General features: G+C 57.7%; 22 protein-coding genes. 16 read left to right on the top strand and 6 right to left on the bottom strand.

All coding sequences use genetic code 11. The features are described 5' to 3' along the window. Positions 1-52: 52 nt before the first annotated feature. Entirely contained in the window at positions 53-817 is a 765-nt protein-coding gene (locus tag ACV8MC_RS22265; RefSeq protein WP_375123466.1) for an SDR family oxidoreductase, read from the bottom strand. A 116-nt stretch (positions 818-933) separates the two neighbouring features. On the opposite strand from ACV8MC_RS22265, the gene ACV8MC_RS22260 reads away from it, so the two are divergent. Then, a complete protein-coding gene (locus ACV8MC_RS22260) occupies positions 934-1,878 on the top strand; it encodes a GlxA family transcriptional regulator (protein ID WP_457263511.1) in 945 nt (314 codons plus the stop codon). Positions 1,879-1,890: 12 nt separating this feature from the next. On the opposite strand, the gene ACV8MC_RS22255 is transcribed toward ACV8MC_RS22260, so the two are convergent. Further along, positions 1,891-2,658: a sulfite exporter TauE/SafE family protein gene (locus ACV8MC_RS22255; protein WP_457263509.1), complete on the bottom strand. Its 768-nt coding sequence runs from the start codon at positions 2,656-2,658 to the stop codon at positions 1,891-1,893. Between the two features lie 143 nt (positions 2,659-2,801). Next, positions 2,802-3,776 carry a hypothetical protein gene (locus tag ACV8MC_RS22250; RefSeq protein WP_095179614.1) on the bottom strand — a complete coding sequence of 325 codons (975 nt, stop codon included), beginning with the start codon at positions 3,774-3,776 and terminating at the stop codon, positions 2,802-2,804. A gap of 143 nt (positions 3,777-3,919) precedes the next feature. Between ACV8MC_RS22250 and ACV8MC_RS22245 the strand changes: the two genes are divergently transcribed. The 5 genes from ACV8MC_RS22245 (at position 3,920) to ACV8MC_RS22225 (ending at position 8,784) form a co-directional block, all read left to right on the top strand. Continuing rightward, the gene (locus ACV8MC_RS22245; protein ID WP_095179615.1) at positions 3,920-4,786 is read left to right on the top strand and encodes a LysR family transcriptional regulator; all 867 of its coding nucleotides are present in this window, start codon (positions 3,920-3,922) and stop codon (positions 4,784-4,786) included. A gap of 124 nt (positions 4,787-4,910) precedes the next feature. Continuing rightward, positions 4,911-5,471: a nucleotidyltransferase family protein gene (locus ACV8MC_RS22240; protein ID WP_095179616.1), complete on the top strand. Its 561-nt coding sequence runs from the start codon at positions 4,911-4,913 to the stop codon at positions 5,469-5,471. A gap of 617 nt (positions 5,472-6,088) precedes the next feature. Then, entirely contained in the window at positions 6,089-6,448 is a 360-nt protein-coding gene (locus ACV8MC_RS22235; protein ID WP_252887711.1) for a DUF6124 family protein, read from the top strand. Between the two features lie 138 nt (positions 6,449-6,586). After that, positions 6,587-8,128, top strand: a complete 1,542-nt coding sequence (locus tag ACV8MC_RS22230) for a T6SS phospholipase effector Tle1-like catalytic domain-containing protein (RefSeq protein WP_457263505.1) — start codon at positions 6,587-6,589, stop codon at positions 8,126-8,128. Next, positions 8,128-8,784, top strand: coding sequence for a DUF2931 family protein (locus tag ACV8MC_RS22225; RefSeq protein WP_457263503.1), 657 nt, complete (start codon positions 8,128-8,130; stop codon positions 8,782-8,784). The genes ACV8MC_RS22230 and ACV8MC_RS22225 overlap by 1 nt, the downstream gene beginning before the upstream one ends. A gap of 435 nt (positions 8,785-9,219) precedes the next feature. Here ACV8MC_RS22225 and ACV8MC_RS22220 read toward each other — a convergent pair whose 3' ends face one another. Continuing rightward, complete coding sequence (locus ACV8MC_RS22220; protein WP_056784828.1) at positions 9,220-10,179, bottom strand: EamA family transporter; 960 nt, start codon at positions 10,177-10,179, stop codon at positions 9,220-9,222. Between the two features lie 168 nt (positions 10,180-10,347). After that, positions 10,348-11,274 (bottom strand): LysR family transcriptional regulator, encoded by a 927-nt coding sequence (locus ACV8MC_RS22215; RefSeq protein WP_457263501.1) that lies wholly within the window; start codon positions 11,272-11,274, stop codon positions 10,348-10,350. Between the two features lie 112 nt (positions 11,275-11,386). Between ACV8MC_RS22215 and ACV8MC_RS22210 the strand changes: the two genes are divergently transcribed. The 7 genes from ACV8MC_RS22210 (at position 11,387) to ACV8MC_RS22180 (ending at position 16,334) form a co-directional block, all read left to right on the top strand. Further along, positions 11,387-12,139 (top strand): 3-oxoacyl-ACP reductase family protein, encoded by a 753-nt coding sequence (locus tag ACV8MC_RS22210; RefSeq protein ID WP_457263500.1) that lies wholly within the window; start codon positions 11,387-11,389, stop codon positions 12,137-12,139. 7 nt (positions 12,140-12,146) lie between these two features. Then, positions 12,147-12,743 (top strand): NADPH-dependent F420 reductase, encoded by a 597-nt coding sequence (locus ACV8MC_RS22205; protein ID WP_457265591.1) that lies wholly within the window; start codon positions 12,147-12,149, stop codon positions 12,741-12,743. A 49-nt stretch (positions 12,744-12,792) separates the two neighbouring features. Further along, positions 12,793-13,191, top strand: coding sequence for a nuclear transport factor 2 family protein (locus ACV8MC_RS22200; RefSeq protein ID WP_252883597.1), 399 nt, complete (start codon positions 12,793-12,795; stop codon positions 13,189-13,191). 107 nt (positions 13,192-13,298) lie between these two features. Further along, positions 13,299-13,601: an ArsR/SmtB family transcription factor gene (locus ACV8MC_RS22195; protein ID WP_024012559.1), complete on the top strand. Its 303-nt coding sequence runs from the start codon at positions 13,299-13,301 to the stop codon at positions 13,599-13,601. Between the two features lie 63 nt (positions 13,602-13,664). Then, on the top strand, positions 13,665-14,639 hold the full coding sequence (locus ACV8MC_RS22190) for a zinc-dependent alcohol dehydrogenase family protein (protein WP_457263498.1): 975 nt from the start codon (positions 13,665-13,667) through the stop codon (positions 14,637-14,639). Positions 14,640-14,667: 28 nt separating this feature from the next. Then, positions 14,668-15,009 (top strand): antibiotic biosynthesis monooxygenase family protein, encoded by a 342-nt coding sequence (locus ACV8MC_RS22185; RefSeq protein ID WP_457263496.1) that lies wholly within the window; start codon positions 14,668-14,670, stop codon positions 15,007-15,009. A gap of 179 nt (positions 15,010-15,188) precedes the next feature. Continuing rightward, entirely contained in the window at positions 15,189-16,334 is a 1,146-nt protein-coding gene (locus tag ACV8MC_RS22180; RefSeq protein ID WP_457263494.1) for an ATP-binding protein, read from the top strand. Between the two features lie 39 nt (positions 16,335-16,373). On the opposite strand, the gene ACV8MC_RS22175 is transcribed toward ACV8MC_RS22180, so the two are convergent. Continuing rightward, positions 16,374-18,230, bottom strand: coding sequence for an ABC transporter ATP-binding protein (locus ACV8MC_RS22175; protein WP_457263492.1), 1,857 nt, complete (start codon positions 18,228-18,230; stop codon positions 16,374-16,376). Positions 18,231-18,528: 298 nt separating this feature from the next. Between ACV8MC_RS22175 and ACV8MC_RS22170 the strand changes: the two genes are divergently transcribed. The 3 genes from ACV8MC_RS22170 to ACV8MC_RS22160 are packed head-to-tail and all read left to right on the top strand — an operon-like array spanning position 18,529 to position 20,416. Further along, a complete protein-coding gene (locus ACV8MC_RS22170; RefSeq protein ID WP_252877904.1) occupies positions 18,529-19,179 on the top strand; it encodes a hypothetical protein in 651 nt (216 codons plus the stop codon). Then, positions 19,179-19,607: a phage holin family protein gene (locus ACV8MC_RS22165; protein WP_310220444.1), complete on the top strand. Its 429-nt coding sequence runs from the start codon at positions 19,179-19,181 to the stop codon at positions 19,605-19,607. The genes ACV8MC_RS22170 and ACV8MC_RS22165 overlap by 1 nt, the downstream gene beginning before the upstream one ends. Further along, complete coding sequence (locus ACV8MC_RS22160) at positions 19,604-20,416, top strand: DUF3618 domain-containing protein (protein ID WP_150635647.1); 813 nt, start codon at positions 19,604-19,606, stop codon at positions 20,414-20,416. The genes ACV8MC_RS22165 and ACV8MC_RS22160 overlap by 4 nt, the downstream gene beginning before the upstream one ends. The last annotated feature ends 147 nt before the right edge of the window (positions 20,417-20,563 follow it).

Below are 20,563 nucleotides of genomic sequence, written 5' to 3'. Positions count from 1 at the left end.
ATCAACAGCCAGGCTACCCGGGCATTGAGCCCGGATGTTTCTGTCGGTGAGTTCAGGCCACCGGAATAGGATTTTCCAGCAGCGACAGGTTGAACTGCTCGATCAACCCGTGCTCGTTCGCGCCCTGGTTGGCCCGCAGCGGCAACACTCGGTCGACCAGCACTTCGGTGGTGGCGGTTTCCAGCTTGATCAGGGTTTCCTCGATGAACTCGCCCAGCGGCATGGCGCGCTCGTCGCCGCTCTTGTGAATCAGGTCGGTATCGACCCAAGGTGGCGCGATTTCCAGGACCTTGACGTTGGTGTCGCGCAGCATGAAACGTTGCGACAGCGAGTAGGAATGGATCGCCGCTTTGGTCGCCGAATACAGCGCCGTGGTCGCCAGCGGCAGGTAGGCCAGCACCGAGCTGTTGTTGATGATGTAGGCCTCGGGCTGGCGCTTGAGGTGTTCGACGAATGCGGCGCTGACGCGCACCGGGCCGAGCAGGTTGGTCTGCAACAGACCTACTGCCTGCTCATCGTCGTAGTCGCCGGAACCCGCGTTGTCGAAGGGCATGATCCCGGCGTTGTTGATGATTACGTTCAACGACGGATGGCGGCGGATGACTTCGGCGGCGACGTCCTTGATCTGCTGCGCATCGTTGATGTCCAGCTGCACGGTGTCGATGCCCGGATTCGCCTGGGCAATCTCTGCCAGCAGGGTCTGGCGACGACCAGCGATGATGACCTTGTTGCCGCGCTGATGCAGGGCCTCGGCCAGTGCGCGGCCGATGCCGGAAGTGCCGCCGGTGATGAAGATCGTGTTGGCTTCAAGTTTCATGAGCTGCGTCCCGCGAGTGGATTGATTGGAATGCAAGCCATGATGGAGAAAACCTGCTCCGACCTGAATGACGTATGTGGTAGTGTTTCAGGACATTCAACAAACGGAGCGCGACCATGCATCGAGTCGGCTATCTGCTCACGGAAGGTTTTCAGGTGATGGCGCTGGCGACCCAGTCGGTGTTCGAGTTCGCCAACATCGTCACGGGCAAAGCCGTGTACAAGGTGCAGAACTTTTCCCAGGCCGGCGGCATCGTCAGCTCCTCGCTGGGCTTGCACGTCGATACGTTGCCGCTGACGCAAGCGGGGCTGGCCGACAGTTGGCTGGTGGCGGGAACGCTGACACCGCTGACGCCGCCCGATGCTGACGTGCTGCACAGCGTGCGCGGGCTCGCCGACGGCGCACGCCGCGTGGCCGGCATCTGCACCGGCTCGTTCGTACTGGCGCAGGCCGGTGTACTGGATAATCGCCGCGTGACCACGCACTGGGCGTTCGCCCCGGCGCTGCGCAGGATGCATCCCTCGGTGAATGTCGAGGACGACCGGATCTTTATTATCGACGGCCCGGTGTGGACGTCGGCGGGCATGACCGCTGGTGTCGACATGGCGTTGGGCATGGTTGAAAAAGATCTGGGCAGCGACATTGCGCGCTCGGTGGCCCATCGGCTGGTGATGCATCAGCGCCGCTCGGGCGGGCAGTCGCAGCACTCGGAATTGCTGTCGCTGTCACCCAAATCCGATCGCATTCAGAGTGCGCTGGATTACGCGCGCAAGCACCTCAATCGCCCGCTGAGTGTCGAAGAACTGGCCGAGGTGGTGCACCTGAGTCCGCGGCAATTCACCCGCGTGTTCACCGCCGAAACCGGCCAGTCTCCGGCCAAGGCGATAGAGAGCCTGCGCCTGGAAGCGGCGCGTTTGCTGATCGAGCAGAGCAATCACAGTCTGGATATTGTTGCCAGAGAAACCGGGTTTCGTGACCGTCGGCATATGCGCGAGGTGTTCATGCGCGGCTTTGGCGTGCCGCCGCAGGCGGTACGGCGGGATTCGCGGCGGAGGGTATGACGTGACCAGGGTCTACGAAAAAATGTTGATCCCCATTCTGCCGATCAGGAATACGAGCAGAATCAGGAAGAAAACTCTGATGAAACTGCTTCCATACCGTAATGCCAAAAAGACACCGGTCAGTGCACCGGCCATATTGCATAAAGCAACTATGCCGCCAATCGCCCACAAGACATTACCGGAGGGGATAAAAAATATGAGCGCAGCGCTGAACGTCCCCAGGTTGACCAGTTTTGCAGAGGCTGATGCATTGAGGAAATCAAAGCCAAAGACCTTGACGAAGATAAACAGCAGCAGGCTGCCACTGCCCGGGCCGAAGACACCATCGTAGAAACCGATCAGGCTGCCAAAGAAAACTCCAAGGCAAATGTCTTTCTTTCCGAAGTGGCGGTCGGTGCCTGCCAAACCAAGTTTTTTTTCCATAAACGTGTAGATAGCCATGACTATCAATATGAAAAAGACGACGATCTCCATCAATCTTTTAGGAACAAGGGATACCGAGAGAGCTCCGAGAAAAGAAAATAAAAAAGCGGCGAGCATGGTCGGAAGCATTAAATTCCAGCGAATTTTTATGCGCTTCAGGTAACCCGATATTGATGAAATATTGCCTGCCAGAACGGCCAGTTTGTTGGTGCCGAAAATGGTGGCAAGGCTGTACTGGGGTAGAGCATGTAGAAGTGCCGGCACCTGTACCAGGCCCCCGCCACCGACCGCAGCGTCTATCAGGCCACCACAAAACGCGAAGAAACCCAATGCAAGAACAGCGTGTTCAACATCCATGCGATAGATCCCTGCGGAACGTCATTTGGCCGGAAGGTTCATGAGTCGCTCGTGGTTTGGTTTAAATATCGTCAAAACATGCCGATCATTCTCCAAGCTCACATTATGAGAGTTCATCGGCATGCTTCGTTAATCCATAGAGATCAACAGGTCATAATCCGATGCATGGCGGAGAATGCATTGCCGACTCTTTCATTGTAATTGAGCATGATGCCCTTCAGTCGCGCAGGCTTGAATTCCAGACCTACCGTCTGACCGTAAGCTTGCGCGGCCGCCAAGGCATGCAATCCGTGTTTGTTCTCAACTTCTCCGGAGTGCCCCATTACGTAGCCTTTGGCGTTACGCAGGTTTTGCGTGTTTGTCCTCAAGAACGGATTGGCCGCGAGGAGCTTTGCTTCAATATATTGAGCGATGAAATTGTATTCACGACCGTTCCACAGTTCAGATGAGATTGAAACCATCATCGCATCCATAATTGAAGATTTGTGTTCCTGCGAGTTTAGTGCCGTTTTATGCTTGGCGACCCCGGTGTTGTATAGGAAGTCCGCGAAGTCATTGCATTCAGCAATTTTGAATTGTTCTTCAACCCAGGCTGACGCACCAAAAGCTGCAGTCATGTAGTTGTACATTCCGTCATGGCCCTGATGTCCAAGACCGAAATCATCTTTCGCCACTTCATGCATATGCGCCATGACATTGTGGTAACCCTCACGTCTGTCGGCAGATACCGATATCGCATCCGCCGACAGGCGCATGATGATTTTTGCCGAGACAAGGCTGGTGGTTTTATGGGTTTCATTCCACCCATTGAAAAAGCTCAATACCGACGAGTCTATTACTGGCTTTTCGAGGAACGCCCTGAATGCGCTTTCAGCCGCCAGTTGCGCGTCTTGCGTGATGGAATGATTGAGTACCTCAAGCATGGCGTCCTGTATCTCAGCAACGTTGCCGACGCAGGCCAGCAACGGTTGACGCCGTTGGTTTTCTTCTAAGGTACGTCCGGGAATTTTCAAGTTGCGTATGTGCTTGGGCAGGGCCTGGATAAATGTCTCGCCAAATTCTTGCATGGATTTATGTTCAAGCGGTTCCAAACGACTCTGTGGCGATGCTGAGCTCATGATGTGTCCTTCTCCCTAAAGACCTATGAAATGTTTGGTTTTAACGCACTTTCTTGCCTTGCAGCGGCGAAATTAGCCCGATTTGTTGACCTGCGACAAGTGACTTATACTGACGCAATCATTCATTTTTAATGAGCGTTTACATGGAGTTTTCACAACTGGTCATGTTCAAGGCAGTAGCCGATCTGGGCAGTATCGTCCGTGCCTCGGAGCGATTGCACTGCGTGCCGTCCAACATCACCAACCGCATCAAGCTTCTGGAACGTGAGCTTGGAGTTGACCTGTTTATAAGGAAAGGCAGAGGATTGATCATCAGCCCTTCAGGTCGGCTTTTTCTCGGCTATACCAACAAAATCCTGTCTTTGTGCGAAGAATCGCAACGAGCGCTTGATCCGTCGTCAGCTCCTTCGGGAGAACTCAGGATTGGTGCCATAGAATCATCCGCTACCGGCCGGTTACCCAAAGTGCTATCCAGGTTTCATCAACTTTATCCGGCTGTACAAATGCAATTCAGCACTGGCGATTGGTCACAATTATCCGCAGAAGTGGTCAACTACACGTTGGACGGGGCAATAATTGCCGTCAGGCCAGAACATCCGGACATCGAGAGTCTGGAGATCTATGAAGAGGATCTAGTGGTGATTGCCTCGCCGTCCGCGGGGGTGATAAACCAGCCAGAGGACCTGCGCGGTGTGGATTTATTCATGTGGCCTGAAGGATGTCCCTACAGAAAGGCTTTGGTAACCTGGCTGGAGCGGTACAAAGTTTTCAATCCGATAACAAGCATAGCCAGTTATGGCACCATCCTTGGCTGCGTAAGTTCAGGCGCCGGGATATCGTTGGTGCCGAGAGGCATGTTTGAACAGTTCCGCCAGCTCGGCGGTATTCAAGGATTCTTCTTCAATGACTTAAAGCCTGTGCAGAATTATTTTATCTGGAACAGGCACGTTGAATCTCATCGCGCAAAAGACAAGTTTGCCGATTTGCTCAAGGAAGAGTTCAAGGTTTGAGAAGTGGGCGGCAGTTGGCCCTATCCTGCAAAGTTCGCCTGCACTCGTCATTCAGCACAAGGGACCGAGCCCTTACAGAGACCACTGATAGGCTCTCGCAACCATGGTCATTGGATTGAAATAAATGAATCTGGAAGCGCAACTGCGGGATCTGATTGCTGAAGATCTCGTCCGCATGCACATCTTGCGCATAGTCAGGGATCTCAACTTGCCGGACTGCTGGGTTGCCGCAGGTTTTGTGCGCAGCCTGGTTTGGGATCATCTGCATCAGCGCCAACCTTCGCCGTTGCCCGAGGACATTGATGTCATATGGTTTGACAGAACACGTCCCGGTGATCAAACGGATTTGGCCGTGGAGGTCGAGCTTGCAGCACTGTGCAGTGACTTGAAGTGGTCGGTGAAAAACCAGGCACGCATGCACCAGCGGAACGCCGATGCGCCTTATGGGGCGGCTGCGGATGCAATGACGTTCTGGCCGGAAACTGCTACGGCAGTAGGTGTCAGGCTTGATCGGCATGGTGCGATAGAGGTTTCGGCGCCGTTGGGGCTGGAGGATTTGTTTGCGCTGAAAGTGCGGCCAACCGCCCGATTTGAAAGTGATAAATACGTGGTGTTTCTGGAGCGCCTGCAGTCGAAGAGATGGCTCGAGATCTGGCCGAAATTGACGCTCGTAACGCAGGGTTGATGCCGCCCCGATTGATCGTTTAAACCGATAAGGAAATCTTTATGCATCCCGACCTTTCGTAGAGCGCTCGGGTTTTTGATTGAGGCTTTGAAGTACCAGGGACAACTAGCGGCACACGACCGAGGAGCAAAATGGAGATTGACCCGCTGCTTAAGAAGCGACAGTTGAATGTGCAGGAGCAGAATGCTGTGACTGCCCATCGCCTGATCCCCTTGTAGGAGTGAGCCTGTTCGCGATGACGCCAGCCCATTCACCGCCACATAAACAGAAAACCCTTAGCCCGTTTAAACAGTAAATCAAGCATTAAGCAAACGGCTACAACGCCTTGCGCCATTCCCTACGACTACGCCAGAATCCGCCGGCTTGTGCGTCTAGGTCGCGGGTTCTATCGTCTGTCGGTCGCTGAAAAACAGTGATCGGGTTTGGTAGCCCGCCATAACTAGTCGCATCGCGCACCGTTCGCAGACCGGCTTCAGGTCGCTGCTCAATGGTGGCCATGCGCAGGACACCTTCGGGTGTGCCGGTTCCTAGTTACCGGTCTACCAACCCGCGTATGGCCGCCACCTTCGTTTGGTAGCGAATGTGAAGGCTCCTTTTAGCTAACTAGGAGTTTCACCATGTTCAAAGTCACACCCAATCCCCCAACCACCGACCCCGCATCACCCTACGAATCCGGTGCATCGAAAAAACTACACGAAGCCGCCGAACGCGCCCTCGATCACTACCTCGGCCCGGCAGACATCCTGGCCAGCACCAACACCCCGGAACAGATGTTCCTCGCCAACCCGAAATACGACACCGAATCCCTGCTGGCCAACGCCAGCGAATCCCTCGGCTCGGCCACCACCATGCTCTACGACTTCGCCGCGCTGCTCGACAACCCGCGCCGCAAAACCCTTCTAGGCATCGCCCAGGTCGTCATGCTCGGCGAAATCGCGGTCAATCAGGCTTTGGACAAAGTCGAAATAGCCAAATAACCCGCAATGCGACGAGCGCAAAACCTCGTCGCAACACCCGGGCGCACCATGGCTGGCACACGGCCACGGCTTGCACCACCGAGCCTCGACTGTCACCCTTCTGGTCGTTCTTCAAGGATCAGAACAAGGAATCAAGGATTGAGTGGCTACGTTCCAAACCCGCCGAAAAACTACCGCTACGAACAAGCCAAACCCGTCGACCTGCACGCCCAGCACTGGGCCGAATATGAGAAGCACGGGAAAGAGCCCGCGCGCGAGCCTGAGAAGATAGGCATTGCGTTGAGGATCGGGGTTTTCTTTGATGGCACTGGCAACAATGCGAACAACTCTGCTGCGGGGTTGTTGTGTGGTGCTCAGCATCCGATTGCGCCTGAGGATATACCAGCTAGCTGCATGCCTTATATGAGTGACCCGGATAGTAGTTATGGCGCCGGGCCTACGAATATCAAGAAATTGTTTTCTCTGTATAAAAAGACCCAGAAAGCCGAAGGCGATGGCTTTCTTAAGTTCGTCTCAAGCCCAATATATGTCGTAGGTATAGGCACTGAAAGCGATCAGATGGATAGCGCTGTAGGTGCTGGAACGGGGCGAGGTGAGACTGGTGTTACGAGTCGCGTACAAGCGTCCTTCATGCAGATAAAACAAGCTATCGAAGAGGCACTGCAAGAGAACCCCGACAGTGAAATTGCGTCCCTGACGTTCGATACATTTGGCTTCAGTCGTGGGGCTGCTGCTGCACGGCACTTCGCAAATGAAGTGGTGCGGGGTAAGCAAGGAGCTTTAGGAGATCTCCTAAACCGGAACGCCGCAGATTTCAGTCGCACCTTTGATAATAAATACGGAAACGGCATCAAAATGGGTTTCATCGGGCTCTTTGACACGGTGCCCTCAATTGCTGGCTTCACCAATCTTGGCCGGGTGAAAAGTCCTATAGCTCCCGGTGTGAGGCTTTACCTGGACCGTCGATACTTCACGGATGTCGTACATCTCGTAGCGCGCGATGAGTGTCGCGCTAATTTTGCGCTCAGCCGGGTGAAGCCCGCGCACCCTGAGTACACTCTTCCCGGGGTTCATTCGGATATTGGCGGCAGCTATCTTGATGAAGTAGAGGAACGCGTGCTTGTCAGTCCGATGCAAACTCTCGATGTACCTCGGTACGTAGACGTTTCAACGACGTCGATTTATCACGACGCCGGGCGCGTAAAAAGCGAGTGGCTTGCTAAAGGATGGCCTGCGCATCTGCTGGATATTGTCACCCCGGCTTCCTTCGAAATTCCGCAGGAGCATCAAGACAGGCTTTCACCGGGGCAGAAGCGCGTATATGCCGCTCTACAATTGAAACGTCCGGTGAGTGGAAAACTTTCGAGAGTTTATTTAAGAGTCATGTATCAGCTGGCAAAAGAAAAGGGTGTTCAATTCATTGATATACCGGAAGATGACGAATACTCCGTGCCGGCAGAGCTGCAACCTCTTTGTGACCGATTTCTCACCGGAAACTACAGAACAACTGCAGAAGAAGAGGCTTTGCTCAAGCTGAAGTACATTCATACCTCTGCAAACTGGAATCATCCCCTTGGAAGAAGAGACGGGAGCGGTATTGATGCTGTTTACATCAACGCCCCGACGGAAGACGCGATCCGTGTACAACATCCTCACGTAGCTGATTGGAAGCTCTGGTAATGAAGTCTGTAATCGCTCTGCTTGTCGCCTTATTGTTAATAGGCTGCCAGAAAGGAGGTTTCGAAAGTGGAGAAAATGACCCCAAGTCTCCTTGGTGGCAAATAGGATTCGTTGAGCCGAATTACATGAAGATCTGGGTTGAGGACAGCTCGGTGCTGGATATCAATAACAGAATGTTTTTCAGAGTCGGTGGAAAATCCGCTCCCGGAGGCGAACCAGAAGATGGGACGGAGTCTGCCCGTGGTTGGGGAACAGTCGGTGGTTCTGGAGTTTTGGTTACCGGTGCTGACCTTCCTCGAATGATTTTTGTCCGTTGGCAGTCGATATCGGAGCAGAAAACCTATAAAGGCTTCATAGAGATTCCAGAAGAAGCGAGGCAACTGATGGTGCAGTCCACACATCAGCGGTGCCCGAAGACTCCCGAAAGAACCGCACGTTACTCCGCAACGCTGCTTGTGGGGCTCGCCCCGGGGGGAGTGCTTCAAGCGTGGGTCAGGGACTCCTGCCACCGCCCGATAAAAGTCTCCCATGCTCAAGGCGAACTCGAACCTCTCGGCCCGGAGCAGGGCAAGCATGGCGGGCGCTATGCCTATCCCGTGAGTGAAAAGGCCAAACGATACATTGATAAGTTCGGCATCCCGTACGGTAGCTGGTAAACGACGTGGATGGAGCGCCATCTACTTTTCAGGCGCCAGACCGTTTCAATTTCGCTGAGTCGAATTAGCGGGGCGGCGTCTTGAGAATAGGAAAGGTCGACCGTTTCGATGATGTCGACTACGGCGCAGGCTATGAGTATCGAGGTTTCAATTACCTGATTCTGGATGGTGTCGATCAGTTTTTCGTCAGAACTTACGATGACCAACCCGGTAGCGCGACGGTTGTACGCCCTGCCATGACCACAAGCACCAGACTAAGGACGCTAGCGGAATTCTTACGAACGGAGCTGGAGGTAACTGCGATTTATCTCTACAAGGGTGAAATAGGAAGCTATGTCCAGGTAGACCTCGAGAGCCTGCAATTCTGCTGATCCGGTATCGAGCCGGGGGCGATAAGCAGGACTCGCCAACCAAGAGTCCCGCCACCACACCCCCTCAAACCTCAGCCTTCACCCCAACCTTCAACGCCGCTTTGCGATACGTCAGCAAAACAATCCCGCTCACCACAATCACGCCACCGATGATCTGTCCTCTGCTAAGCATCTGATCCAGCACAATCCAGCCCATCAACAACGTCGCCAATGGCTCAATGTTCATCACCGGTGCGTTGCGTGGCATGTCCAGCCTGGGTACGGAAATGAACAACACAATGAAGCCGGTCCCATAGAGCACGACGAGCGTGGCAAGGGCCAGCCAGCCGGTTGAGGTGGCGGGGAGGTTGAGTCCGCCGGGGAGGGCGCCGGTCAGGCCGGCCAGGTTGACGCTACTGAAGACGATGAAGATGGTCAGCAGGCTGCGCACCGAGCCGCGCACTTGCGACAGTTTGTGATCGGTGATCCACAGCGCGCAGGCGAATACGCTGGCGGCGCAGAAGGCGAGTGCGACGCCCAGCAGCCATTCCGGACCGACGCTGGCGCTGTCTGACAGACGTCCGGGGACGTCCAGTACGAACACCAATCCCACGAGAATCAAGCCCATCAACATCGCGGTGCGCGCGCTTGGTCGTGGGCCGCCCATCGCCCAGGTCAGCAAGGCGAGCAGGATCGGAAACACGTTGGCCACCAGCAGCGCCAAAGCAACCGGCACCCGTGCTACGGCGGAATACAGACATAGGCTCTGCGCGGTGATCAACAGCCCCAACAGTAACTGCCAACGCCACGCGCCCGCCGGCAGACGCAGACTTTGCCGCTGCCACAGAACGAGAATGGCAAGCACCAGCAAGGTCCCGCCCGAGCGCATCAGAATCGCCAGCAACACGCCCGCGCCATCATCAAAAGCGACCCGTGCCGCGACGTGGTTGCCGGCGAACGCACAACCCATGCACAACAGAATGATCACGGCGAGATAACGGGGGAAGGGCGGCGGTACGGTTGGCGCAAACTCAGGACGGGACATGGCAGATCTCAAAAATGATAGCCACTCGGGGTGGCTCAGGTTTTTATTATGTTGTCGTACAACTGACCGATTTGTACCGTAATCGAGCAGGCGCGGCAAGCTCGAAAGGCTTGAAAAGCCGCTTAGGCGTGATGCTTTTTGAGTTTCAGAGATCGTATAACTTGCTTGCTAGGCACGAGCATCAAGTCGAGTTGCCCACCCATCCTCACGAGCCTGACCGACCAGAAAATCCACAAAAGCCCGGGTTTTTGCTGGCAATAGTTTCTGGCTGGAAAAGTACAAGTAGATCTGCCCTGCATCGACATACCAATCGGGCAAAACCCTTTCCAGCGTACCGTCCTGCAGATAAGGCAAAACATCCGGAACCGCCAACAGCGCAACCCCCAACCCCAGTCGCGCGCACTGACACAGCGCTTGCGGATCGTTGACCAACAGGCGCGGCGTCAACTCCAGGGGCGCTCGTTGCCCGGCGGGTCCTTGCAACATCCAGCTGCGCACCTTGCCGGTCTGCACCGAGCGCATGGCCAGGTGATTCAGCGTCGACAGCTCTTCGATGTGCCGGATGCGCTTGTGTGCCGAGAGGTATTCCTTCGATGCCACCAGAATCAGATGCGCCGGGGCGATGGCTCTGGCGACCACACCTTGCGCGAGTTCGATGCCGCCACCGATGGCCGCATCAAATCCATCCGCGATGAGATCGACCTGGCGATTGTCGACATGCCATTCGGGGATCACGGCGGGATATCGATTGAGAAATTCCGGCATCAGCGGCAGCAGGAAATCCCTGGCAAAACCCGGTGCCGCACTTAGACGCAGGGTGCCGGAAGGCTCTCCGGCATTGCCGGCCACATCGGCGATCGCCGCCTGAACACTTTCCAATCCCGAACCGACGTTGGCCAGAAAACGTTCTCCCGCTTCGGTCAGCGTGAGTTTGCGCGTGCTGCGCTGAAACAAGCGTACGCCGAGGTTGGCCTCCAGTTGCGCGACATTGCGGCTGACCGCCGCGGGTGTCAGGCCCAGGCGGCGCCCCGCCGCAGAGAAGCTTCCCGCCTCGGCGCTGCGCACGAATGAGAGCAAATTACCCAACGTTTCCATCCGTGCACCTTCAACTAATAATTGAAAGTGATTCTAGTTGGCTTCCACTACTGGTGGAAGATCAAAAGGCGTCTCATAGCCTCATCAACTCCAACCACCCAGAGGCTCGACCATGAACACATCCACGCTTCCACTGACCGGCAAAATCGCCATCGTTACCGGTGGCTCACGCAGCATCGGCGCAGCAATCGCCAAACGGCTCGCGGGAGATGGCGCAACCGTCGCTATCACCTACAACGCATCGCCAGATCGCGCCGCAGCGGTCGTGCAGGAAATCGTTGCGGCGGGCGGCCAGGCTGTGGCGCTGGCGGCCGATGCGGGCAACCCCGAGGCTGTACGTGCAGCCATTGCCGAGGTTGCACAGCGTTTTGGCAAGATCGACATTCTGGTCAACAACGCTGGTATCAGCCTGCTCGGTGCCCCCGAGGACATCGTCTTTGAGGACTTTCAACGCATCCTTGCGGTGAACGTGACCGGCGTCTTCGTAGCCACTCAGCACGCGCTCAAACACATGGGGCAGGGCGGCCGCATCATTCACATCGGCAGCTCGATGGTGCAATACGCTGCGTTCGCTACCGCCTCCGTCTACACCCTGAGCAAAGGTGCGCTGACCGGTTTCAGTCGTGGACTGGTGCGCGACCTGGGGCCGCGCGGCATCACTGTGAACACCGTCCATCCTGGCCCGACCGACAGCGACATGAACCCGGCCGACGGGCCTATTGCGGACTTCCTACGCCCGAACATCGCCATGGGGCGGTACGGAGAGGGCAAGGATGTCGCCAGTGCGGTGGCGTACCTGGCCAGTGCAGAGGCAGGGTTTGTCACCGGCGCAGAATTAATCGTCGACGGCGGCTTCACAGCGTAAGGAGAGCATCATGACTATCAGCATCATTGGTACTGGCTCCATCGGCACCGCCATCGCTCGGTTGCTCGTCAACGCAGGCCTGCCGGTCAGCCTGGCCAACAGCCGTGGGCCGCAGAGCCTTGCCGCTTTGGTCGACGAATTGGGTCCACTCGCACAAGCGGTGACGGCTCGGCAAGCCAGCCAGGCGGACATCGTTTTTCTGGCGGTGAACTGGTCGAAGATCCCCGACGCGGTACGCGATCTCGGGCCTTGGGATGGGCGCATCGTGATCGATGCCAACAACCCGATCGAGGCACCACTGTTCAAGCCGTTCGATCTGGGCGGCCAGCCGTCTTCGCAAGTGGTGGCGCAGATGCTGCCCGGTGCGCACGTGGTCAAGGCCTTCAACCATTTGCTCGCGGCTCTGCTGAGCGATCCCTCCGCCGAGGGCGGCAAGCGTGTGCTGTTTTATTCCGGTGAAGATGCCGCGAGCAAAACCCAAGTTGCAGAGCTGATTGATCAATTGGGTTTTTACGGCATCGACCTGGGCGGTGTGCAGCAAGGAATGCTTGCGCAGTTTCCGGGCGGACCGCTGCCAGCCTTGAACCTGGTCAAACATGGTTAATCGCTGAGCCCGGGCAACCGGGCTTCACACACAAATCGAGGAATCAAAAATGGCTGGCTCAGATTCGCGAAATACTGATGAAGTTGAAAACTACGACGCCTTGCTACGGGCCAATCTGCAGCGGGTGTTCAACCAACGCGATGCACAAAGGCGCTTGGCGGCGGTGCAGGAGCTTTTTGCAGACGCACCGACGATGTATGAACCGGCTGGCATCGTCACCGGGCAAGCGGCGATTTCGGCAGTGGCCGGTGCGTTGCTGGATCAGTTCGGGCCGGACTTCGCTTTTGTTGCGGAGGGCACTGCAGTTGGGCATCACGGCTTGGGTTATCTGCGCTGGCACGCAGGCCCGGGCGATGGGCCGGTCATCGTCAGCGGCGTCGATGTGGCAGAAATCAGCGAAGGGAAAATCGTGCGACTGTGGGTGTTGCTGGATGCGCCCCAAGGCTGAGCCGCACGGCAGGGTGGCAAATCGGATCCCGTTGCCGCCTGTCGCCGACTGCCGATCAGATTAATATCGCGCATTGACATATCGAAAAATCTCGATATCCTCGGCGCATGGAACTGATCGAAATCTTCAAAGCCCTCTCGAACCCGACGCGCCTCAAGATCCTTGAAGGCCTGAAGGATCCCGTCAAGAACTTCCCCCCGCAGGATGAGGGTGACGTTCTCGTTGAGGGTGTCTGCGTCAGCAGTATCCAGGAAGGTATCGGCCTGTCGCAGTCGACGGTATCGAGTTATCTGGCCACGTTGCAGCGCGTGGGGCTGGTGGAGGTGCGGCGCATCGGTCAATGGACCTACTACAAACGCAATGAGGCAGCAATCAGCGCGCTTGCAGAGATCATAGGGAAAGAGCTGTAAATTTTTTTACTCTAGGATATCGAGAAATCTCGATATCCCTCTTTATCGATACGAGGTTTTGCCATGAAAGCGATGATTCTGAAATCCTTCGGCGGTCCTGATTCGTTCGAACTCAGCGAAGTGCCCAAACCGGTTCCGCAAGCGGGCCAAGTGCTGGTCCGAGTGCACGCTACTTCCATCAATCCGCTGGATTATCAGGTTCGGCGCGGTGACTATCCCGACCTGGTGCCGCTGCCAGCCATTACCGGTCACGACGTGTCGGGCGTGGTTGAATCCATCGGGCCGGGCGTCAGCGCTTTCGCGCCGGGCGACGAGGTCTGGTACACCCCGCAGATATTCGACGGGCAGGGCAGTTATGCCGAGTACCACGTCGCAGCCGAAAGCATCATCGCCAGGAAGCCTGCTTCTCTGAGCCACCTCGAGGCGGCCAGTCTGAGTCTGGTCGGCGGTACGGTTTGGGAAGCGCTGACCGTGCGCGCCGTGCTCCGCGTTGGCGAAAGCATTCTGATCCACGGCGGCGCCGGCGGGGTCGGCCATGTGGCGATTCAGGTGGCCAAAGCCATGGGCGCCAGGGTCTTTACGACCGTGCGCGAGGCCAACGCCGAGTTCGTCCGCAGCCTGGGTGCCGACGTGGTGATCGATTACACCCAAGAGGACTACGTCGAAGCGATCATGCGCGAAACCGCCGGGCATGGCGTTGATGTGGTGTTCGACACCATCGGCGGCGATACCCTGTCCCGCAGCGCCGACGTGCTCGCTCAGCTTGGCCGCGTGGTCTCGATCGTCGACATCGCGCAGCCACAAAACCTCGTCCAGGCCTGGGGCAAGAACGCCAGCTACCACTTCGTCTTCACCCGGCAGAATCGCGGCAAGCTCGATGAATTGAGCGCGTTGGTCGAGCGCGGCCAGTTGCGGCCACATGTGGGCGCCGTCTATTCGCTCGCCGACATCCCGCTCGCCCACGCTCGACTGGAGAGCGCCAACAACGGTCTGCTGGGAAAAATCGCCATCGCCGTCGAGCCTACGCTCATCGTCTGAATCCGCTCACTGATTTTGGAGAAGCATCATGGTTTATGAAATCGCAGTCCTGCCCGTTCACCCGCAACAGACTGAAGCCTTTCGACGGGCATTTGCCGAAGTCGAACCGTTGCTGACCCGCGCCAAGGGATACGGCGGCCACTTGCTGGCGCAAGGTATTGAAACCCCCGAGCAATTCAATTTGATCGTGCGCTGGCAGTCACTTGAGGACCACTCACCGGGGTTTGAAGAGAGTGACGACCACCAGCGGTTCATGCTGGGGTTGGAGGATTATTTTTCGGCGGAACCGATGGTGTACCACATTGAGGGTGGTGCTTTTCCGGGTGGCGACTTGAGCGTTGCGGGCAGCAGCTCAAGCACAGGGAGTTGAGTGTTCTGACGGCTTTCGTCACCAGCGGCTGCTGCCGATTTTCCTCCCGCGTTGAACCACTGCAATGATGGTAGGCTGCACGAGGTCAGCCGTACCTTCTGTACTCCTGAGTTTGTTCTTTTACTGTCTGCGCCGGCGCGCCTGTCGGCGCAGATGGATTTCCTCTATGGATTACAGCCATGCGCCTGCCAGATTTCATTCTCGAAAACCTAGAGCCGATCCTGCAGGCCTGGGAAGATTTCGCCCGCACCATTGAGACACCTGGTGCGGAACTCGATAACGTCGCGCTGCGCGATCACGCCGAGCAGATGTTGCGCGCCATCGTGATCGATCTGCGGACCAAGCAGACCATGAGCGAACAAATCGCCAAAGCCCAGGGCCAAGCGCCGCGCGACGATGAAGAAACAGCTGCGGAAACCCACGCGGTGACGCGGCTGATGGCCGGTTTTACCATCGATCAGATGGTGTCGGAATACCGCGCGCTGCGCACCAGTGTGCTGAGCCAGTGGCTGCGTCAGGTCAAGGATGGCAAATCAGTGAATGTCGACGACATGACACGCTTTCACGAAGCCATCGACCAGGCGCTGGCCGAGTCGATTGCCAGCTATTCACGCGCCGTCGAGGCGTCGCGCAACGTGTTTCTGGGGATTCTCGGCCATGACTTGCGCACGCCACTGGGGGCGATTCTGCTTGGTGCGGATATGTTGCGGCGTACAGAGACTGCCGACCCGCGCACCAGCAAGGTGGCCCGGCAGATCTACGCCAGCGTGCAGCGCGCCAGCGAGATCGTTGGCGACCTGCTGGATCTGACGCGCTGCCAGATGGGGCCGGGAATTCCGGTGAAAAAATCCCTGATCGATCTCAGCCCTGTGTGCGAGCGGGTGATCGAGGAAATCCGCGCCTTTCATCCGCAGGCCAACGTGCGGTTCGATGCGAAGGAAGCGGTGAGGGGAGCCTTCGATGGCGCCAGGATGGAACAGGTCTTTTCCAACATCATCAGCAATGCGGTGACCCACGGCGACAATAAGTTTCCGGTCTCGGTCGAGTTGCAGGTCCGCGAGGATTGCGCGGTGTTCACCGTACATAACGGCGGTGAACCGATCCCGGAGGATGTATTGCCGTTCATCTTCAACCCGATGGGGCGGTTCTCGCAGCGCTCCGTGGTTGATCACGGACCGGTTGCCGGGCTCGGTCTGGGCCTGTTTATCGCTTCGGAAATCGTCGCCTCACATGCCGGCTCCATCGAGGTCAGCTCTGACCTGGACGGCGGAACCGTGTTTCGCGTAAAGCTTCCGGTTGATGCCGAAAGCCCCGTCACCATCTAGGCCAATCGATGGAGAGCCGGCCCCGGCCCTCCAGCCTGATCACTCCTCCATCACCTCAACCAAACCGCGATCCTCACCGAGGAACCCGCCGCTCTGGTGTTGCCACAGCCGCGCATAGGTGCCGTTCTTCTCGAGCAATTGCGCGTGAGTGCCTTGCTCGATGATGCGGCCTTCGTCCATGACGATCAGCCGGTCCATGGCCGCAATGGTCGACAAGCGGTGGGCGATGGCGATCACGGTTTTGCCCTGCATCATTTCATCGAGGCTTTCCTGGATCGCGACTTCGACTTCCGAGTCCAGTGCGCTGGTGGCTTCGTCGAGCAGCAGGATCGGCGCGTTCTTCAGCATTACCCGGGCGATGGCGATGCGCTGGCGCTGGCCGCCGGAGAGCTTGATGCCGCGTTCGCCGACCAGCGTGTCGTAACCGCTGTGGCCCTGCTTGTCGCTCAACTGGCTGATGAAATCATCGGCTTGGGCGTTCACCGCAGCGCGGTGGATGTCTTCGTCGGTGGCGTCCGGGCGTCCGTAGGCGATGTTGTCGCGGATCGAGCGGTGCAGCAGTGACGTGTCCTGGGTGACCATGCCGATCACGCTGCGCAAGCTGTCCTGGGTGACCTCGGCGATGTTCTGCCCATCGATGCGGATCTCGCCGCGATCAACGTCATAGAAGCGCAGCAGCAGGTTGATCAGCGTCGACTTGCCTGCACCGGAGCGGCCGACCAGGCCGATTTTTTCGCCGGGGCGAATGTGCAGGGTCAAGCCGTCGAGCACTTGGCGTTCGCCGTTGTAGTTGAAGCTGACATTGTCGAAAACCACTTCGCCACCGGCAGGCTCAAGCACCTTGGCATCCGGCGCGTCCTGGACATTCGGGCCGCTGGTCAGGGTGGCCATGCCGTCCTGCACGGTGCCGATGTTTTCGAACAGCGACGTCATCTGCCACATGATCCAGTGCGACATGCCGTTGATGCGCAACGCCATGGCGGTGATCGCCGCAACAGCGCCGGTGCCGACTTCGCCCTGATGCCACAGCCACAGCGCGTAACCGCCGGCACCGATAATCAACGCGACCACCAGCGCCTGATTGACGATCTCGAACTGGCTGACCAGACGCATCTGGCGGAACCCGGTGAGCTTGAAATCTTCCATCGCCGCACGGGCAAAATGCGCTTCACGCTTGGAGTGAGAGAACAGTTTGACCGTGGTGATGTTGGTGTAGGCGTCGGCAATCCGCCCGGTCATCGACGAGCGCGCATCGGCCTGTTCCTGGCCGACCTTGCCCAGACGCGGGACGAAATACACCATCGCCAGCCCGAACAAAACGATCCACGCCAGGAACGGCAGCATCAGTTTCAGCGCAAAGCCACCGGCCAGCGCAATGATCGCGATGAAGTACACGCCGATGCCGGGGAGGATTTCGATCAGGGTAAACAGCACCTCGCGTACCGACAGCGCGGTTTGCATGACCTTGGTCGTGACCCGGCCGGAGAACTCGTCGGAGAAAAACGACAAGCTTTGCCGCAGCATCAACCGATGGAAGTCCCAGCGCAGACGCAGCGGCAGATTGATCGCGAGGATCTGGTGCTGGACCATCGTGCGCAGCGCCACCAGCCCGATGCTGACCACCAGCACAATGCCGATGCCCCACAACACGCGGCTTTCCTCATCACCAGCAGCGCCGCCGGATTGCCAGGTCGAGAGCAGATCCACCACTTGCCCGAGGAACGAAAACAGCCATGCCTCGTAGATCGACACGCTGGCGCTGAGCAGGGCGAAGGCCAGAATGTAACCGCGCGCGCCCCGGGTGCAGGCCCACAAGAAACGCATCAGGCCGACTGGCGGTGGCGGCGCCTCGTCGGGCGGGAAGGGGTCGAGCCTTTCTTCAAACAGGCGAAGCATTGCGGTCTCCGAAGTGATCAGGGTGTGGGGATTCTGCCATCTATCGGCGGCGTTGAGGGTTTCACTGCCATCATCTGGATGAACCCCCGTGCCTTGTCTTGACCGCAGACCGGCGCAGAAGCTCAACACAATCCTGCCAAGCGCAACCTTTCGTCACTGATCCAGACCTGATGTCGCACGCTCATCAACCTCTTTGAACTCTCGCGCAAGCTGCTCCGTCATCTCCTATGTGGGGGCTCGAGGCAATGTTGCCGTGTAGCTCCGTTTTTGCGTTTTCAGTGAGAAGGCGAGGGGCGACATGAATACTTCAGACAGCAGGTCAGGGTATGAATCAGGTGATCCCAACGGCAAGCCTGAGCAAAATTTTGATCATTTGAAGGACAACGTCAGCGAAGCACTGGGCGGTGCGCGGCAGCAGGCCGATGCGCAATTCGGCCAGTATCGCGACACGGCGGCCGAGCAGATCGAAGCCTTGGCGCAAGGGGCGAAAAGCTTTGTCTCGGAACTGCAGGACAAGGACACGCTGGGTATGTCCGACTACCTGACCGACATGGCGGATTCCATGACCGGGCTGGCAGGCAATCTGCGCGGCAAGAGTGCCGAGCAGTTGCTGCATGATGCGGCGGATCTGGCGCGCAGCAATCCGGGATTGTTCATCGCCGGCAGCATTGCCATCGGTTTCGGCCTGTCGCGGTTTCTCAAAGCAGGCACCTCTGCAGCAGCGACGGTCAGTGCCGAACACGATCCGGCGGCGGGCTCCACCTCGACGCCACCGCCAGCCGATTACGGCGCGCAGCGACCCTATGAATCGTCGATGCCGTCGTCGACCCACGCCAATCCGGGATTGGCTACCGGCATTACCCCTAACTCGCCCAGTGACAGCGATCACCCCGCTGATTTTGCCGCGGCTTCCGTACCGCACGCACCCGACGCCAAAGGAGAACTGTGATGAACAGAGATGAATCTGATCTGAGCAGGGCAAGGCCCCTCGGCCAAACAGATGACGCTTCGGTGGTCGGCCTGTTGCGGCAACTGTCCCGCGAGGTACCGGCCTTGTTCACCAAGGAACTGGCACTGGCAAAAGCCGAACTGCACAACAGCCTCAGCACGCTGAAGGCGGGCATCGCTGCGGTGGCCGGCGGCGCGATCGTGTTCCTCGCCGGCTTCATCATTCTGCTGATGTCGGCGGTGTACGGCCTGAGCATGTTCATGGCGCCATGGCTGGCCGCGCTGATCGTCGGCGTGGTGGTGATGATCATCGGCTTCGCCATGCTGCAATCCGGGAAAAAGCAATTCGAGCCATCTCACTTCAAACCTGATCGCACCCTCGACGCCTTGAACAAGGATCAGGAAGCGCTGCGGAGGAAAGTCTCATGAAAAGCGAACTGGATATCGAAGCGGAAAAAAGCCCGGAGCAGATCGAGCGCGAAATCGATGCGCAGCGCGCCAGCATCGGCAACATCGTCGATCAACTGGAGAGCAAGTTCACCCCCGGGCAGATGATCGATCAGGCCTGGGGAATGATGCAGAGCAACGGCTCGACATTCTTCACCAATCTCGGCACCAGCGTGCGCAATAATCCGGTGCCAGCGGTGCTGACTTCCGTGGGCCTGCTCTGGCTGATGATCAGCCAGAATCGCCCACCGGTGCCGCAGCCGACCTATCGCAGTGGGCCGGACCAAGACAAGGCCGGCGAATGGGCCGATGGTTTGGCCGACGGCATCGACAGTGCGCGCGCGCATTTGCATTCGACCACTGACTCGCTGAAGGACGGCTACCAGTCGCTGAAAGGCAAGGCCAGCCACCTCGGGGAAAACGTCGGTGCGGCGAAGGAAAATCTGAGCCATGCGATGCATGACGCAAGTGATCGACTGTCGCGTAATTCGCAAGTGCTTGGCCAGCAGTTCAGTCACCTGCTCAAGGAGCAACCGCTGATGGTGGCTGCCGCTGGGGTCGCTTTGGGTGCCTTGCTCGGCGCGGCGTTGCCGACCACGTCCACTGAACAGCGCTACATGGGCCGCACCAGCGCTGGCATGGTCGACAAAGCCAAGCAAAAAGCTCAGGAAGGTTATGAAGCCGTGCGTGACACGGTGACCCGAACCACTGAACAAACCGAAGTCGAAACCAAACCGGATCCGGCGCGGCCGTCTTCTTCGGATCTGTCGCAGGGTCTGGGTACATCCTGACGGGGAGAAACGAGGGAGGTCTGCAATGGGCCTCCCTTCGTCGTTGTGCGGCGGTGATTCGGTGTGCCGCTGTGGTGAGCCAGCCTGTGAAAACGTAGCCTTGACCCGGATCATTGTGGGAGCGAGCCTGCTCGCGAAAGCGGTGTG

It is taken from the genome of Pseudomonas sp. PK-RTE-24 (assembly GCF_054052265.1).
The sequence above is the reverse complement of the archived record's forward strand: the minus strand, read 5'-3'. Positions and strand labels throughout refer to the sequence as shown.

Bases quoted from the DNA above. Each gene is read 5' to 3' on its own strand.
- ACV8MC_RS22265 (WP_375123466.1), bottom strand. From the start codon at position 817: ATGAAACTTGAAGCCAACACGATCTTCATCACCGGCGGCACTTCCGGC.
- ACV8MC_RS22260 (WP_457263511.1), top strand. From the start codon at position 934: ATGCATCGAGTCGGCTATCTGCTCACGGAAGGTTTTCAGGTGATGGCG.
- ACV8MC_RS22255 (WP_457263509.1), bottom strand. From the start codon at position 2,658: ATGGATGTTGAACACGCTGTTCTTGCATTGGGTTTCTTCGCGTTTTGT.
- ACV8MC_RS22250 (WP_095179614.1), bottom strand. From the start codon at position 3,776: ATGAGCTCAGCATCGCCACAGAGTCGTTTGGAACCGCTTGAACATAAA.
- ACV8MC_RS22245 (WP_095179615.1), top strand. From the start codon at position 3,920: ATGGAGTTTTCACAACTGGTCATGTTCAAGGCAGTAGCCGATCTGGGC.
- ACV8MC_RS22240 (WP_095179616.1), top strand. From the start codon at position 4,911: ATGAATCTGGAAGCGCAACTGCGGGATCTGATTGCTGAAGATCTCGTC.
- ACV8MC_RS22235 (WP_252887711.1), top strand. From the start codon at position 6,089: ATGTTCAAAGTCACACCCAATCCCCCAACCACCGACCCCGCATCACCC.
- ACV8MC_RS22225 (WP_457263503.1), top strand. From the start codon at position 8,128: ATGAAGTCTGTAATCGCTCTGCTTGTCGCCTTATTGTTAATAGGCTGC.
- ACV8MC_RS22220 (WP_056784828.1), bottom strand. From the start codon at position 10,179: ATGTCCCGTCCTGAGTTTGCGCCAACCGTACCGCCGCCCTTCCCCCGT.
- ACV8MC_RS22215 (WP_457263501.1), bottom strand. From the start codon at position 11,274: ATGGAAACGTTGGGTAATTTGCTCTCATTCGTGCGCAGCGCCGAGGCG.
- ACV8MC_RS22210 (WP_457263500.1), top strand. From the start codon at position 11,387: ATGAACACATCCACGCTTCCACTGACCGGCAAAATCGCCATCGTTACC.
- ACV8MC_RS22200 (WP_252883597.1), top strand. From the start codon at position 12,793: ATGGCTGGCTCAGATTCGCGAAATACTGATGAAGTTGAAAACTACGAC.
- ACV8MC_RS22195 (WP_024012559.1), top strand. From the start codon at position 13,299: ATGGAACTGATCGAAATCTTCAAAGCCCTCTCGAACCCGACGCGCCTC.
- ACV8MC_RS22190 (WP_457263498.1), top strand. From the start codon at position 13,665: ATGAAAGCGATGATTCTGAAATCCTTCGGCGGTCCTGATTCGTTCGAA.
- ACV8MC_RS22185 (WP_457263496.1), top strand. From the start codon at position 14,668: ATGGTTTATGAAATCGCAGTCCTGCCCGTTCACCCGCAACAGACTGAA.
- ACV8MC_RS22180 (WP_457263494.1), top strand. From the start codon at position 15,189: ATGCGCCTGCCAGATTTCATTCTCGAAAACCTAGAGCCGATCCTGCAG.
- ACV8MC_RS22175 (WP_457263492.1), bottom strand. From the start codon at position 18,230: ATGCTTCGCCTGTTTGAAGAAAGGCTCGACCCCTTCCCGCCCGACGAG.
- ACV8MC_RS22170 (WP_252877904.1), top strand. From the start codon at position 18,529: ATGAATACTTCAGACAGCAGGTCAGGGTATGAATCAGGTGATCCCAAC.
- ACV8MC_RS22165 (WP_310220444.1), top strand. From the start codon at position 19,179: ATGAACAGAGATGAATCTGATCTGAGCAGGGCAAGGCCCCTCGGCCAA.
- ACV8MC_RS22160 (WP_150635647.1), top strand. From the start codon at position 19,604: ATGAAAAGCGAACTGGATATCGAAGCGGAAAAAAGCCCGGAGCAGATC.